At 61.8% G+C, this 13806-nt stretch carries 13 protein-coding genes; 3 read left to right on the plus strand and 10 right to left on the minus strand.

Annotated elements, in window-relative coordinates:
• Positions 1 to 49 precede the first annotated feature (49 nt).
• The 7 genes from pcaG to pcaR form a co-directional block, all read right to left on the minus strand.
• Positions 50 to 616, minus strand: coding sequence for a protocatechuate 3,4-dioxygenase subunit alpha (gene pcaG / locus ACM6IM_RS14265; protein WP_414865451.1), 567 nt, complete (start codon positions 614 to 616; stop codon positions 50 to 52).
• Position 617: 1 nt separating this feature from the next.
• Positions 618 to 1322, minus strand: coding sequence for a protocatechuate 3,4-dioxygenase subunit beta (gene pcaH / locus ACM6IM_RS14270; RefSeq protein WP_201196580.1), 705 nt, complete (start codon positions 1320 to 1322; stop codon positions 618 to 620).
• Between the two features lie 35 nt (positions 1323 to 1357).
• Positions 1358 to 2563: a 3-oxoadipyl-CoA thiolase gene (pcaF, locus tag ACM6IM_RS14275; protein ID WP_414865452.1), complete on the minus strand. Its 1206-nt coding sequence runs from the start codon at positions 2561 to 2563 to the stop codon at positions 1358 to 1360.
• Positions 2560 to 3339, minus strand: a complete 780-nt coding sequence (locus ACM6IM_RS14280; RefSeq protein WP_192302402.1) for a CoA-transferase subunit beta — start codon at positions 3337 to 3339, stop codon at positions 2560 to 2562. Before ACM6IM_RS14280 ends, pcaF begins: the two co-directional genes overlap by 4 nt.
• Complete coding sequence (locus tag ACM6IM_RS14285; RefSeq protein WP_192302403.1) at positions 3339 to 4196, minus strand: CoA transferase subunit A; 858 nt, start codon at positions 4194 to 4196, stop codon at positions 3339 to 3341. Before ACM6IM_RS14285 ends, ACM6IM_RS14280 begins: the two co-directional genes overlap by 1 nt.
• Before the next feature lie 279 nt (positions 4197 to 4475).
• Positions 4476 to 5822, minus strand: coding sequence for an MFS transporter (locus ACM6IM_RS14290; RefSeq protein WP_414865453.1), 1347 nt, complete (start codon positions 5820 to 5822; stop codon positions 4476 to 4478).
• Between the two features lie 140 nt (positions 5823 to 5962).
• Positions 5963 to 6805 (minus strand): pca regulon transcriptional regulator PcaR, encoded by an 843-nt coding sequence (pcaR, locus tag ACM6IM_RS14295; RefSeq protein ID WP_192302405.1) that lies wholly within the window; start codon positions 6803 to 6805, stop codon positions 5963 to 5965.
• A gap of 670 nt (positions 6806 to 7475) precedes the next feature.
• Between pcaR and ACM6IM_RS14300 the strand changes: the two genes are divergently transcribed.
• A complete protein-coding gene (locus ACM6IM_RS14300) occupies positions 7476 to 7676 on the plus strand; it encodes a hypothetical protein (protein WP_192302406.1) in 201 nt (66 codons plus the stop codon).
• A 374-nt stretch (positions 7677 to 8050) separates the two neighbouring features.
• Positions 8051 to 9526 carry an inorganic phosphate transporter gene (locus tag ACM6IM_RS14305; protein WP_192302407.1) on the plus strand — a complete coding sequence of 492 codons (1476 nt, stop codon included), beginning with the start codon at positions 8051 to 8053 and terminating at the stop codon, positions 9524 to 9526.
• A gap of 159 nt (positions 9527 to 9685) precedes the next feature.
• Here ACM6IM_RS14305 and ccoM read toward each other — a convergent pair whose 3' ends face one another.
• The 3 genes from ccoM to ACM6IM_RS14320 all read right to left on the minus strand — a co-directional run bounded on the left by ccoM (position 9686) and on the right by ACM6IM_RS14320 (position 10606).
• Positions 9686 to 9802 (minus strand): cytochrome c oxidase subunit CcoM, encoded by a 117-nt coding sequence (ccoM, locus tag ACM6IM_RS14310; protein WP_275959760.1) that lies wholly within the window; start codon positions 9800 to 9802, stop codon positions 9686 to 9688.
• Between the two features lie 143 nt (positions 9803 to 9945).
• Positions 9946 to 10143 (minus strand): hypothetical protein, encoded by a 198-nt coding sequence (locus ACM6IM_RS14315; RefSeq protein ID WP_414865502.1) that lies wholly within the window; start codon positions 10141 to 10143, stop codon positions 9946 to 9948.
• 121 nt (positions 10144 to 10264) lie between these two features.
• Complete coding sequence (locus ACM6IM_RS14320) at positions 10265 to 10606, minus strand: aspartate-semialdehyde dehydrogenase (RefSeq protein ID WP_192302408.1); 342 nt, start codon at positions 10604 to 10606, stop codon at positions 10265 to 10267.
• Between the two features lie 220 nt (positions 10607 to 10826).
• Between ACM6IM_RS14320 and rapA the strand changes: the two genes are divergently transcribed.
• Positions 10827 to 13673: an RNA polymerase-associated protein RapA gene (rapA, locus tag ACM6IM_RS14325; protein WP_192302409.1), complete on the plus strand. Its 2847-nt coding sequence runs from the start codon at positions 10827 to 10829 to the stop codon at positions 13671 to 13673.
• Positions 13674 to 13806 lie beyond the last annotated feature (133 nt).

Below are 13806 nucleotides of genomic sequence, written 5' to 3' on the forward strand. Positions count from 1 at the left end.
CTTGTGGGAGCGCGCTTGCCCGCTCCACAAGGCAATGTGCGGCGTTCGATCAATAATCGAAAAACACTGTCTCGGCCTCGGTCCCCTGCAACACCACATTCCACTGATAAACGCCGCTCGCATCCGGCTTCGCCAGCAGCGTGCCGCGACGTTCGGCGGGAACGCACTCCAGCAACGGATCGTTCACGTTGGCCAGTTCGCCCTCGAAGTAAATCCGCGTCAGCAAGTGCTTCACCAGGCCACGGGCGAACACCAGCACCACCAGGTGCGGCGCCTGGGTCGAGCCCTTCAGGCCTTCGACCGTTCCCGGCTTGATCGTGGTAAAGCGGAAGCGCCCTTCGGCGTCCACCGGAATCCGGCCAAAGCCTTCGAAGTGCGGGTCCAGGGGTTTGTCCTGATCGTCTTCGGGATGGTCGTACTTGCCGGCGGCGTTGGCCTGCCAGACTTCGAGCATCGCGTCGTTGACGATGTCGCCATTGCCATCGACGACTTGCCCGGTGATCGCCACGCGTTGGCCAAGTGTCTGCTCGACGGTCAGGTTTTCACGGTTCAGCCAGGTCAGGCCAATGTGGTAATACGGCCCGACGGTGTGGGACGTGGTCGCAGTCAGGGTCATCTTATTTCTCCATCGGCGTGGCGTCGCGGCCGCGCAGGACAATGTCCCAACGATAACCGAGGGCGTAGGAAGGAATGGTTTTTTCCAGGTCGAAACGAGCGATCAGGCGCTCCTTGGCGCTGGTATCCGGTACGCAGTTGTAGATCGGGTCGTACGCCAGCAGTGGATCGCCGGGGAAATACATCTGCGTCACCAGGCGGGTCAGGATGCTCGGCCCGAACAGTGAGAAATGGATATGCGCCGGGCGCCACGCGTTGTGGTGGTTGCCCCACGGGTAAGCGCCGGGCTTGATCGTCTGGAACTGATACCAGCCATCGGCGTCGGTCACGGTGCGGCCCGTGCCGGTGAAGTTCGGGTCCAGCGGCGCGTCGTGCAGGTCACGGGCATGGGCGTAGCGTCCGGCGGCGTTGGCCTGCCAGATTTCCACCAGGATCCCCGGCACCGGCAGGCCGTTTTCATCCAGCACACGGCCGTGAATGATGATGCGCTCGCCCTGAGGTTGTCCCTCGTGCTGGGCGGTCAGGTCATTGTCCTTGTCGTTGATGCGCTCGGCACCGACGGTGGGCCCGGTGATTTCCGACAATGAATGGGGCAGAAACACCAACGGCTTGGACGGCGAGCGCAGGTTGGTGGATTGGTAAGTCGGGTGCAGGTATTCCGGCTGGGTGCCTTCCTGCGGGCGGCGATAACCAGGCTTGTCAGACATTTCGCTTTCCTCTGTTCTTGTTAGTCCGCTGGGCGTCAAACGCGCTCGATGGCCAGGGCCAGGCCTTGGCCCACTCCGACGCACATGGTCGCCAGGCCTTTCTTGCCACCGGTCTTTTCCAGTTGATGCAGCGCCGTCAGCACCAGACGCGCACCACTCATGCCCAACGGATGCCCCAGGGCGATGGCGCCGCCGTTCGGGTTGACCTGGGGCGCGTCATCGGCGATCCCCAGTTCGCGCAGCACGGCCAGGCCCTGGCTGGCGAAGGCTTCGTTGAGCTCGATGACGTCGAAATCGCTGACCGCCACGCCCAGGCGCTCGGTGAGCTTGCGCACCGCCGGCACCGGGCCGATGCCCATCACCCGTGGCGCCACACCGGCACTGGCCATGCCCAGCACTTTTGCGCGAGCGGTCAGGCCGTGTTTTTTCACCGCATCGGCCGAGGCCAGAATCAACGCCGCCGCGCCATCGTTCACACCCGACGCGTTGCCGGCGGTGACGGTTTTGTCGGGATCGTTGACCGGTTTCAGTTTGGTCAGCGCTTCCAGTGTCGTGTCGGCGCGAGGATGTTCGTCCTGGTTGACCACGGTTTCACCCTTTTTGTGGGCAATACGCACTTCCACGATTTCTTCGGCAAAATAGCCAGCAGCCTGGGCGGCTGCGGTGCGCTGCTGGCTGCGCAGGGCAAACGCGTCCTGATCGGCGCGGGACACCCGGTAATCGTCCGCGACGTTGTCAGCGGTCTGCGGCATCGCATCCACACCGTATTGGGCTTTCATCAACGGATTGATGAAGCGCCAGCCGATGGTGGTGTCTTCCAGTTTCATGTTGCGCGAAAACGCCGCGTCCGCCTTGCCCATCACGAACGGTGCGCGGGACATCGACTCGACGCCACCGGCAATCGCCAGTTCCATCTCGCCACTGGCGATGGCGCGAAACGCCGTGCCGATGGCATCCATGCCCGAGGCGCAAAGGCGATTGAGGGTCACCCCTGGAATGGTTTCCGGCAGACCCGCCAGCAGCAGCGCCATGCGCGCCACGTTACGGTTGTCTTCGCCGGCCTGGTTGGCGCAGCCGAGGAACACCTCGTCCACTGCCGTCCAGTCCACGGACGGGTTACGCGTCATCAGCGCCTTGATCGGCACGGCGGCCAGGTCGTCGGCGCGGACGCTCGACAGGCCACCGCCGAAACGGCCGATGGGGGTGCGAATCGCATCGCAGATATAAACGTCGCGCATCACGCTTCTCCGGGAGCTTGGCCGTGGGCGGCTGCGGTGCGGGCTTCCAGATCACGCAGTGCCTGCAATTCGACCGCGGTGGGTTCGTCGGTGACCAGGACCGTTTCGGCGAAACGGATCGGCCAGCCGGTGGCGGCGCTCACCTGCTCGCGGGTCACGCCCGGGTGCAGCGCGGTGACCACGAATTCGTGGGTGCCCGCCTCCGGCTCCATGATGCACAGGTCGGTGATGATGCCCACCGGGCCGGCACCCGGCAGCCCCAGGCGTTTGCGCGAATCACCGCCCTCGCCATGGCCGACCGAGGTGATGAAGTCGAGTTTGTCGACGAAGGACCGCGCCGACTGCTTGAGGATGATCAGCACGCTCTTGGCCGAACCGGCGATCTCCGGCGCACCGCCAGCGCCCGGCAGGCGGACTTTCGGCTGATGGTAGTCGCCCACCACCGTGGTGTTGATATTGCCGAAACGGTCGACCTGGGCGGCGCCGAGAAAACCGACGTCGATACGCCCGCCCTGCAACCAGTAGCGGAAGATCTCACCGGTCGGGACCACGGTATCGGCAGTTTCCGCCAGCTCACCGTCACCGATCGACAGTGGCAGTACGCTTGGCTTGGCGCCAATCGGGCCCGATTCGTAGATCAGGACCACGTCCGGCGAGGACGTCAGGCGCGCCAGGTTGGCGGCTTTGGAGGGCAGGCCGATGCCGACGAAGCACACCGAACCGTTCTTCAGGCGACGGGCAGCGGCGACGGTCATCATTTCATTGGTGGTGTAAGTCATTACTTCGCCTCCGAAGCAGCGGCCAGCTTGGCCTGGAACTCGCTGAAGTCAGCGCAGCCATGGATGTATTCGTTGATCCACGCGGTGAAGGTTTCACGGTCGCGGGCAATCGGATCCCAGGCCTGGTAGAAACGGTTGTCGCGCTCGTTGTAGCCGTGGGCGTAGGACGGATGCGCACCACCGGGGACGTGGCAGACCGCGCTCAGGGCCCAGGTCGGCAATACACAGGCATTCATCGGGGCCTTGAGGTCGTCGACGATTTCCTCGACGGTGACGATGCAGCGCTTGGCCGCCAGCGCGGCTTCTTTCTGCACGCCGAGAATGCCCCACAGCAGCACGTTGCCCTTGCGGTCGGCCTTCTGTGCGTGGATCACGGTGACGTCGGGGCGCACCGAAGGCACCGCCGCCAGCACTTCGCCGGTGAACGGGCACGTCACCGATTTGATCAGCGGGTTGACCTTCGGCAAATCGGAACCGGCGTAGGCACGCAGCACCGCGAATGGCAGGCCCGAAGCGCCGGCGACGTAGGCATTGGCCAGGTCGGCGTGGCTGTGTTCCTCGATTTCCAGCGCGTGCGGCCATTGCTTCTCGACGGCATCCCGCAGGCGGTGCAGGGAGCCGACACCCGGGTTGCCGCCCCAGGAAAAAATCAGCTTGCGAGCACAACCGGCGCCGATCAACTGATCGTAGATCAGGTCAGGTGTCATCCGAACCAGCGTCAGATCTTTCTTGCCCTGACGAATGATTTCGTGACCTGCCGCCGTAGGGATCAGGTGAGTGAAGCCTTCGAGCGCGACGGTATCGCCGTCGTTGACGAATTGCTTCACCGCGTCGTGCAGCGAAAGGATTTCAGCCATGGGGCAGGCTCCCGATTTGTTTGAACCGACAGTGGATGAACAAGGCGCGATGCGCGCGCCGGATGACTGAAGGGTAAGCCTGGGGAATACCCCAAACAATCCGATAATCGCCTAAGTGTTCGTTTATCGAACAGAATGTTGTCTTGCTAATCATCCTGATTGAGCACCGCGCCGCCTGCTTTCGCGAGCAAGCCCGCTCCCACACTTGGAATGCATTCCCCTGTGGGAGCGGGCTTGCTCGCGAAGGCCGCGACTCGGTATTACTGCCCCCGGGCAGCTTCAAGTCGCATCCGCATGGCTGACCAGCCCTTTGATCACCACCGCCGTGGTCGCCAGCGCCGCCGGAATCACCAGCGCCGTCAGCACTTGTTCGAAGTTCCAGCCCAATCCGAGCAAGGTCGCGCCCATCCACGCCCCGAGAATCGCGCCGAAGCGGCCGATCCCGAGCATCCACGAGACCCCGGTCGCCCGCCCCTGGGTCGGGTAAAACCGCGCCGCCAGGGACGGCATCGCCGATTGCGCGCCGTTGACACACATCCCCGCCACCAGCACCAGCGTTGCCAACAGCGTGATGCTGCCCAGGCTCTGCCCTACTGCGTAGGCAAACACCCCGGCCAGCAGGTAGAAAGTCCCGATGACCTTGTGTGGATTGAACCGGTCCATCGCCCAGCCCACGCCCACCGCGCTCAAGACGCCGCCGAACTGGAACAGCGCACCGATGAACGCGGCCTGCTCCATGCTCGCGCCGCTGTCACGCATCAGCGTCGGCAACCAACTGGTCAGCAGGTAGACAATCACCAGGCCCATGAAATAGGTGAGCCACAACAGCAAGGTGCCGGCGCTGTAGGTCCCGGAAAAGATCACTGCGAAAACATTGCGCGCCTTCACGGTCCGCTGTTCCGGCACGCTGAAACTGGCGGCCTGGGCGACTGTGTTGGGGTCGATCGGTGCCAGCGCCTTGCGCACTTTGTCGTTGCCACGGTTGCGCACCACCAGATAACGCGCTGACTCCGGCAACCACAACAGCAGGACGACCGCGAGGATCAACGGCAGAATGCCGCCCAACAGCAGCAGGCTGTGCCAACCGAACGCCGGAATCAGCTTGGCGGACATGAACCCGCCGCCGGCCATGCCAAGGTTGAAGCCACAGAACATGCTGGTCACCAGCAGGGACTTCTTGCGTTCGGGGGTGTACTCGGCCAGCAGCGTCGTGGCATTGGGCATCCCGGCGCCGAGACCCAGGCCGGTGAGGAAGCGCAGCACCAGCAACTGATCGACGTTGCTGCTGTAGGCCGAGGCCAGGCTGAAGGCGCCGAACACCAGCACTGCGCCCACCAGGACGACTTTTCGCCCGAAGCGGTCAGCCAGCGGGCCGGAACCCAGTGCGCCGAAGACCATGCCGATCAACGCTGCACTCATCACCGGGCCGAGGCTCGCACGATCGATGCCCCAGTCCTGGGACAGGGCCGGCGCGATGAAACCCATGGCCGCCGTGTCGAGGCCATCGAGAAAGACAATCAGGAAACACAGGATCACCACCCGCCACTGATAGCGCGAGATGGGTTGAGCATTGATGAAGGACTGCACATCGAGGCAGTTCCCTACAACGGACTGGGGCTGGTTCATTATTTTTATTCCACGCAAGAACGCAGTCGGACAGGAGCCAGCGCAGGCTGGCGCTGCCGCGACATTAGAGATCCGGGTGGAACACCGTCAATTCGATAAACGCAAGTCTGTGCGGTTATCGAACAGCTTAGCCGAACAACCTACGCAAACAGCTGGGCGCTGAGGTTGCGGCTGGCCGCGAGCAGCCCCGGCAGGAAACGCTGTTCCAACTCGCTGCGGCTGACCCGCCCGGCATGGGTGCTGACATTGAGCGCCGCCACCACTTGCCCGGAGGCGTCATACACCGGTACGGCAATCGAACGCAGGCCCTGTTCCAGTTCCTGGTCGACGATGCACCAGCCTTGCTGCCGCACTTGCTGCAGGCATTCGAGCAGCGCCTCGGGGGTATGCAGGGTGCGGCTGGTCTTGGCTTGCAGGTCGGCATGGTCGAGGTATTCGCGCAGCGAGGTATCGTCCAGCGCCGCGAGCAGGATCCTGCCCATGGAGGTGCAATAGGCCGGCAGGCGCCCGCCCACCGAGAGGTCGACGGAAATCAGGCGCTGGGTGGTGGCCGAACGGGCGATGTACAAAATGTCATCGCCTTCCAGCGTGGCCATGTTGCACGCCTCGTGGAGCTGTTCGCTCATGCGGTCCAGGTAAGGTTGCGCCGACACCGCCAGCGGGGTCGAGGACAGGTAGGCATGGCCGAGGGTCAGCACTTTGGGCAACAGCGAGTAGGTGCGCCCGTCGGTGGTGGCGTAGCCGAGCTTGATCAGGGTGTGCAGGCAACGTCGCACCGCAGCGCGGGGAATTTCCGTACGGTGGCTGATCTGGGCGATGGTCAGGTGCCGTTTGCGCTCCTGGAAGGCGTGCACCACGGCCAGGCCACGGGCCAGTGACGTCATGAAGTCCGGATCGCCGGTCAGGGCCTGGATCCGCTTGGCGGGCGACGCGACAATCGGCGGCGCTACTGAAGCGAAGGAGTTGCGCAGTTGATCGTTCATATCAGGTCCTTTTCCCACACGGATCGGCGTCGGCTATTACAAGCGGCTCGGTATCGCTCACACAAGCTACAGACAGTCATGATTGGGCGATTATCGAACCGGCAATCGATAATCGCAAATTCCCGTCCTTTGAAGGCGGCCGCCGTTCTGCCAGGCTTCGTCGTCCCTTACATGCTTTTTATTTGCGCTTGAGCCTTGAGTAAAATACCCCTGTCTAATACCTGAACTTATTCGACTTAATGGCGCCAGAAAGACATCGCTGCCTAATCGACGTAAAAAGTTGCAAGTAATTAAGCCCATCACACATCAAGATCCATTTTTAACTCTTTGCCGATAGTGTTCCGCAAATCGACCGCTATAATGCGAATCAGTGGCGACTGGTTTTTCTGATTGGCCGGTTTCGCCACCGGTAACGCGATGTTCAGTCGTTGTTGCCCGAAGCAGCGCCTGACGCTCATCGCAAAATGCGCAGGCAGTGCGCTCGCTAAACAGGAAACTGATGCTACGTCAGCTGTTTTGCTCTGGTGCCGTGGCCGCCTGCAACATGGAAGTATTGATCGCCGTGTCATGAACGATGCCTTCGCGGGCACTGTTTCTTCGCCGTGTGCGGTCGATACATTGGATGCAGCGCGATTTACCAGAATCCATCTCAACCCATACAGGTAGCACTGTGACGAAAGACGAACTGCGCGCCGAATTAGAGCGCCAGGAACAACGTTACAAGGAAGTTTACGGCGGGGAAGTCACCACTTACGCCGCCCAGCCCGAACCGGAACGCAAACCCTGGCGTAAACGCGCCACCGTTCAGGATCAGGCCTTTACCCAGGAACTGCAGAAGATGGAAAAGGAACTCAGAGCCGAAGAGCCATGAGCCTGTCGGTCTGAATCCTTTCAGGGCCTGCGTCTGCAACCGCTAAAAGCGGATGCACCGATGTTGCCATTCGCGCCCGCTACGAGCGGGCAGCGGTCACCTCATCCATCTGATGAGAAAATGGCTCATGTCTGGCCCCCTTCTCAGATATTTCATACAAGTCTTTACGCGGATCGTGATTGCACGCGGAGCCCTTGTGCCTGGGTGCTTTGCGAAAAAATTCAAGCACTTGCAACCCCCTGAAAAAGCCCCGATCCCGGGGTATTGCTGCAGGATAATTCAATGAAGAATGTTACCGATGAGCAGCTAGTGCATCGATTACCCGTCTTTTCTGGCATAATCGCGCCCCCTTATGACCGGGTCAGAAAACCTTCATGATCGATTTATTCAGCGGACTGGATGCTTGGGTGCTTGTGAGCCTCTTGCTCGCCCTCACCTTTGTCCTCGCGTTCGAGTTCATCAACGGCTTTCATGACACCGCTAACGCGGTTGCCACCGTTATCTACACCAAAGCCATGCCGCCGCATCTGGCCGTGTTCTTTTCCGGTGTATTCAATTTCCTTGGCGTACTGCTGGGCGGTGTCGGCGTGGCGTACGCCATCGTCCACCTGCTGCCGGTAGAGCTGCTGATCAATGTGAACACCGGTCACGGCCTGGCGATGGTGTTCTCGTTGCTGGCTGCGGCCATCGCCTGGAACCTGGGCACCTGGTACTTCGGGATCCCGGCCTCCAGCTCCCATACGCTGATCGGCTCGATCCTCGGCGTTGGCCTGGCCAATGCCCTGATCAATGAAATTCCGCTGGCCGATGGCGTGAACTGGCAGAAAGCCATTGATATCGGGGCCTCCCTGGTGTTCTCGCCCATGGCGGGTTTTGTGATCGCGGCGCTGATATTGCTGGGTCTCAAATGGTGGCGCCCGCTGTCGAAAATGCACAAGACGCCGGAACAGCGCCGCAAAATCGACGACAAGAAGCACCCACCCTTCTGGAATCGTCTTGTGCTGGTGATCTCGGCCATGGCCGTGAGCTTCGTGCACGGCTCCAACGACGGCCAGAAAGGCATCGGCCTGATCATGCTGGTGCTGATCGGTATCGTCCCGGCACAGTTCGTGCTCGACCTGGGCAGCACCACCTACCAGATCGAACGCACCCGCGACGCCACCCTGCACCTGAGCCAGTTCTACAAGCGCAACGGCGACACCCTGGGTGAGTTCCTGGCGCTGGGCAAAAGCGTCGAAGGCGACCTGCCGGAGAAATTCCGCTGCAACCCGCAGCAGACCGAACCGACCATCAGCGCCCTGCTCGACACCCTCAAGGGCGTCGCCGACTACCACTCGCTGCCGTCGGAAAGCCGCATCGAAGTGCGTCGCTACCTGCTTTGCCTGGATGACACGGCCAAGAAGGTCAGCAAGCTGCCGGGCCTGGCCCCTCGTGAAAAGGCTGACCTGGACAAACTGCGCAAGGACCTGACCGCCACCACCGAATACGCACCGTTCTGGGTGATTCTCGCGGTGGCCCTGGCCCTGGGCCTGGGCACCATGGTCGGCTGGAAGCGTGTGGTACTGACCATTGGCGAGAAAATCGGCAAGCAAGGCATGACCTATTCCCAGGGCATGTCGGCACAGATCACCACCGCGAGCCTGATCGGCATGGCCAACATCTTCAGCCTGCCGGTGTCCACCACCCACGTCCTGTCATCGGGCGTGGCCGGCACCATGGTCGCCAACAAGGCCGGCCTGCAGAGCGGCACCGTGAAAACCATCCTGCTGGCCTGGGTCCTGACCCTGCCCGCCACCGTGGCCCTGTCGGCCGGCCTGTTCTGGCTGGCATCGAAGGCGCTGGGTAGCTGATTCATCGTTGCAACGAAAAAGGCGCGTTCCGAGAGGTTCGCGCCTTTTTTATTTGCATCCCGACCACTTGCCGGGGATTGATCCGCTTTTCAACAGGCAAAAAAAAGGGCAACCGAAGTTGCCCAAAATGCCTTGCGTGCTCATTGCCTCCAGAAAGACCTACGGTTTTTTCCGCTTGTGTGCGTCTTTCCAGATAAAGAATCCAAACCCTGCAAAAAACAGAACCATGAGGCTGACAGTCAGCACCCCGGCGAACACCACGTTGTCGAAAAACATGACTGGCCTCCTGCGCTTGCCTTGTTGCGATGGGGCTAAGTTAACCAATCAGGCAGGCGGGGAAATTGACCGGGATCAATATCGTCAGGGTTTGGAGGCAAAGGAGGAGGGAAAGTGATCTACATCAATAAAGAAGGGGGGGATTAACGCTTTTTCGGTTTGTTCTTCGGTTTCTTCTTGGCGGTTTTGCCCAGCGGCATGGCCTGCTCGAAGGCTTGACGCACTTCATTCAGACGTTTTTCATTGAGGTCATGAACGCGCTTGGCACGTTCGGCATTCAGGTCGATCAACTTGTCGTCTTGGCTCATGGCGTTCAGTGCATCGTGTGAATTGAAATTCAACTGCGCAATCGTTCGCAGGGGATTGCGCCAATAATGCAGCCTGGTGCACGCGCTGACCAGCGGTCAAGGCCTCGATCAACTGCGAAAAATAAAAAGAATCGGACGACGTTCATCCAACCGGCTAGATCTGAATATCGACCCACAGCCCCTGGCGCGGCTCGTCATCGATCAGCGGCTTGACCGGCACGGTGTTGTCAGCGTTGAGCTCGACGCCGGGTATCGCCAGGTGCTCTTCGGGATCTTCATCCGCTTCACGGCGACGGCGTTGCTGCTCCTGCTTGCGGCGCTGTTCCTCGCGCAGCTGAAAAGCCGCCTCCTCGGGGTCGCGCTGTTGCAGGTCGATGGTGCTTTCGTTGGAGCTTTCCTGCACCGGTACAACGGGCGGGATATCCGGTCGCTGGCGAATCGGATCGTGCTGTGACGTGACCGGCACGGCACTCAAGGGAAGCATCGGTGGCAGCATGGTTTTTTTGTCTCCTGTCCTCAGGTTTTCGGCTGCGCCGATGACGACTTGAGCCATCGGTCGAAAACTGTGACCTGATTGGCACACACAAGTGCCCTGCCCCCTGTGCATCTCAAGCGTTGAGCCAAGGTCAATCGATGAGTTTTTCCGAGAGTCCTTTGGCCCTCAAGCCCTCATTCCGTTAAGATAGCCCGCTTTTTCAAGGTGGGAGTCAGGCAGCATGGCGCAGCAGTATCAACCGGGGCAACGCTGGATCAGTGACAGCGAAGCCGAGCTGGGTTTAGGCACCGTTCTGGCACAGGACGGCCGCTTGTTGACCGTGCTCTACCCGGCCACTGGCGACACACGCCAGTACGCGCTACGGAATGCGCCCCTGACCCGCGTGCGATTTTCGCCAGGCGACTCCATCACCCACTTCGAAGGCTGGAAGCTGACCGTCCAGGAAGTCGACGACATCGACGGCCTGCTGGTCTATCACGGCCTCAACGCGCAGAACGAAGCGGTTACCCTGCCGGAAACCCAACTGTCGAACTTCATTCAGTTCCGCCTGGCCAGCGACCGTCTGTTTGCCGGGCAGATCGATCCCCTGGCCTGGTTCTCCCTGCGCTACCACACCCTTGAACACACCAGCCGTCAGTTGCAGTCCTCGCTCTGGGGCCTGGGTGGCGTGCGTGCGCAACCGATTGCGCACCAGTTGCACATCGCCCGTGAAGTGGCCGACCGCATCGCACCACGGGTTCTGCTGGCAGACGAAGTCGGCCTGGGCAAGACCATCGAAGCCGGTCTGGTGATCCATCGCCAGCTGCTTTCGGGCCGCGCCAGCCGCGTGCTGATCCTGGTGCCGGAAAACCTGCAGCACCAGTGGCTGGTCGAAATGCGTCGTCGCTTCAACCTGCAAGTCGCGCTGTTCGACGAAGAACGTTTCATCGAAAGCGATGCGACCAACCCGTTCGAAGACACCCAACTGGCGCTGGTGGCGCTGGAGTGGCTGGTGGACGACGAGAAGGCCCAGGACGCGCTGTTCGCGGCCGGCTGGGACCTGCTGGTGGTCGACGAAGCTCACCACCTGGTGTGGCACGAAGACCAGGTCAGCCCGCAATATTCGCTGGTCGAACAGCTGGCCGAAGTCATTCCCGGCGTGCTGCTGCTGACCGCGACCCCGGAACAGCTTGGCCAGGACAGCCACTTCGCCCGTCTGCGCCTGCTCGACCCGAACCGCTTCCATGACCTGCACGCCTTCCGCGCCGAGAGCGAAAACTATCGCCCGGTGGCCGAAGCCGTTCAAGAGCTGCTGGACAAGGGGCGTCTGTCGCCTGCCGCGCACAAGACCATCCATGGTTTCCTCGGCAACGAAGGCGAAGCCTTGCTGACGGCAGTCAACGATGGCGACACCGAAGCCAGCGCCCGCCTGGTTCGTGAACTGCTGGACCGTCATGGCACCGGCCGCGTGCTGTTCCGCAACACCCGCGCCGCCGTGCAGGGTTTCCCGGAGCGCAAGCTGCACCCCTACCCGCTGCCGTCGCCGGACGAATACCTCGAACTCCCGCTGGGCGATCACGCCGAGCTGTACCCCGAAGTCAGTTTCCAGGCCCAGCCGGATGCCAACGACGAAGAGCGCTGGTGGAAATTCGACCCGCGCGTCGAATGGCTGATCGACACGCTGAAGATGCTCAAGCGCACCAAGGTGCTGGTGATCTGCGCCCACGCCGAAACCGCGATGGACCTGGAAGACGCCCTGCGCGTGCGCTCCGGCATCCCGGCCACGGTGTTCCATGAAGGCATGAACATCCTCGAGCGTGACCGCGCCGCCGCCTACTTTGCCGACGAAGAGTTCGGCGCGCAGGTGCTGATCTGCTCGGAAATCGGCAGTGAAGGTCGCAACTTCCAGTTCTCGCACCACCTGGTGCTGTTCGACCTGCCGTCGCACCCGGACCTGCTGGAGCAGCGCATCGGTCGTCTCGACCGGATCGGCCAGAAACACACCATCGAATTGCATGTGCCGTACCTGGAAACCAGCCCGCAGGAGCGCCTGTTCCAGTGGTACCACGAGGCCCTGAACGCGTTTCTCGCGACTTGCCCGACCGGCAACGCCCTGCAGCACCAGTTCGGCCCGCGCCTGTTGCCGCTGCTGGAAAATGCCGATGACGGCGAGTGGCAAGCGCTGATCGACGAAGCCCGCACCGAGCGCGAGCGCCTGGAAGCCGAGCTGCACACTGGCCGCGACCGTTTGCTGGAGCTCAATTCCGGTGGCGCTGGCGAAGGGGAAGCGCTGGTCGAGGCGATTCTCGAACAGGACGATCAGTTCGCCCTGCCGATCTACATGGAAACCCTGTTCGACGCATTCGGCATCGACAGCGAAGACCATTCGGAAAACGCCCTGATCCTCAAGCCGAGCGAGAAAATGCTCGACGCCAGCTTCCCGCTGGGCGACGACGAAGGCGTGACCATCACTTACGACCGCAACCAGGCGCTGTCCCGCGAAGACATGCAGTTCATCACCTGGGAACACCCGATGGTGCAAGGCGGCATGGACCTGGTGCTGTCCGGCTCCATGGGCAACACCGCCGTGGCGCTGATCAAGAACAAGGCGCTGAAACCCGGCACGGTGCTGTTGGAACTGCTGTACGTCAGCGAAGTGGTCGCCCCGCGTTCCCTGCAACTGGGCCGCTACCTGCCGCCGGCCGCCCTGCGCTGCCTGCTCGATACCAATGGCAACGACCTGTCGGCCCGGGTGGCATTCGAAACCCTCAACGATCAGCTGGAAAGCGTGCCGCGTGCCAGCGCCAACAAGTTCATCCAGGCCCAGCGCGACCAGCTGACGCCACGGATCAACGCCGGTGAAGAGAAAATCCTCCCGCGTCACGCCGAGCGTGTGGCCGAGGCAAAACGTCGCCTGGCCGCCGATACCGACGAAGAACTGGCGCGCCTGACCGCGTTGCAGGCGGTCAACCCGACCGTGCGCGACAGCGAACTGGTCGCCCTGCGCACTCAGCGCGAACAAGGCCTGGCCATGCTCGACAAGGCGGCGCTGCGACTGGAAGCGATTCGGGTGCTGGTGGCAGGCTAAACCTCCTGCGCCACCGACCATGGAAAAGGCCCGCAGTGATGCGGGCCTTTTTTGTGTGCTTGAGTTTTCCAGTGCGGCTGATGATGCATCGCGAACCGGCTCGCGCCCACAGGGTTTGCACTATCCCCTGTGG

This window comes from Pseudomonas sp. IT-P12, from assembly GCF_949767465.1.
Lineage (GTDB): Bacteria > Pseudomonadota > Gammaproteobacteria > Pseudomonadales > Pseudomonadaceae > Aquipseudomonas.

Coding starts and splice junctions, on each gene's coding strand:
- pcaG (WP_414865451.1), bottom strand. CDS start 616: ATGACCCTGACTGCGACCACGTCCCACACCGTCGGGCCGTATTACCAC.
- pcaH (WP_201196580.1), bottom strand. CDS start 1,322: ATGTCTGACAAGCCTGGTTATCGCCGCCCGCAGGAAGGCACCCAGCCG.
- ACM6IM_RS14280 (WP_192302402.1), bottom strand. CDS start 3,339: ATGACTTACACCACCAATGAAATGATGACCGTCGCCGCTGCCCGTCGC.
- ACM6IM_RS14285 (WP_192302403.1), bottom strand. CDS start 4,196: ATGGCTGAAATCCTTTCGCTGCACGACGCGGTGAAGCAATTCGTCAAC.
- ACM6IM_RS14290 (WP_414865453.1), bottom strand. CDS start 5,822: ATGAACCAGCCCCAGTCCGTTGTAGGGAACTGCCTCGATGTGCAGTCC.
- pcaR (WP_192302405.1), bottom strand. CDS start 6,805: ATGAACGATCAACTGCGCAACTCCTTCGCTTCAGTAGCGCCGCCGATT.
- ACM6IM_RS14305 (WP_192302407.1), top strand. CDS start 8,051: ATGATCGATTTATTCAGCGGACTGGATGCTTGGGTGCTTGTGAGCCTC.
- ccoM (WP_275959760.1), bottom strand. CDS start 9,802: ATGTTTTTCGACAACGTGGTGTTCGCCGGGGTGCTGACTGTCAGCCTC.
- ACM6IM_RS14320 (WP_192302408.1), bottom strand. CDS start 10,606: ATGCTGCCACCGATGCTTCCCTTGAGTGCCGTGCCGGTCACGTCACAG.
- rapA (WP_192302409.1), top strand. CDS start 10,827: ATGGCGCAGCAGTATCAACCGGGGCAACGCTGGATCAGTGACAGCGAA.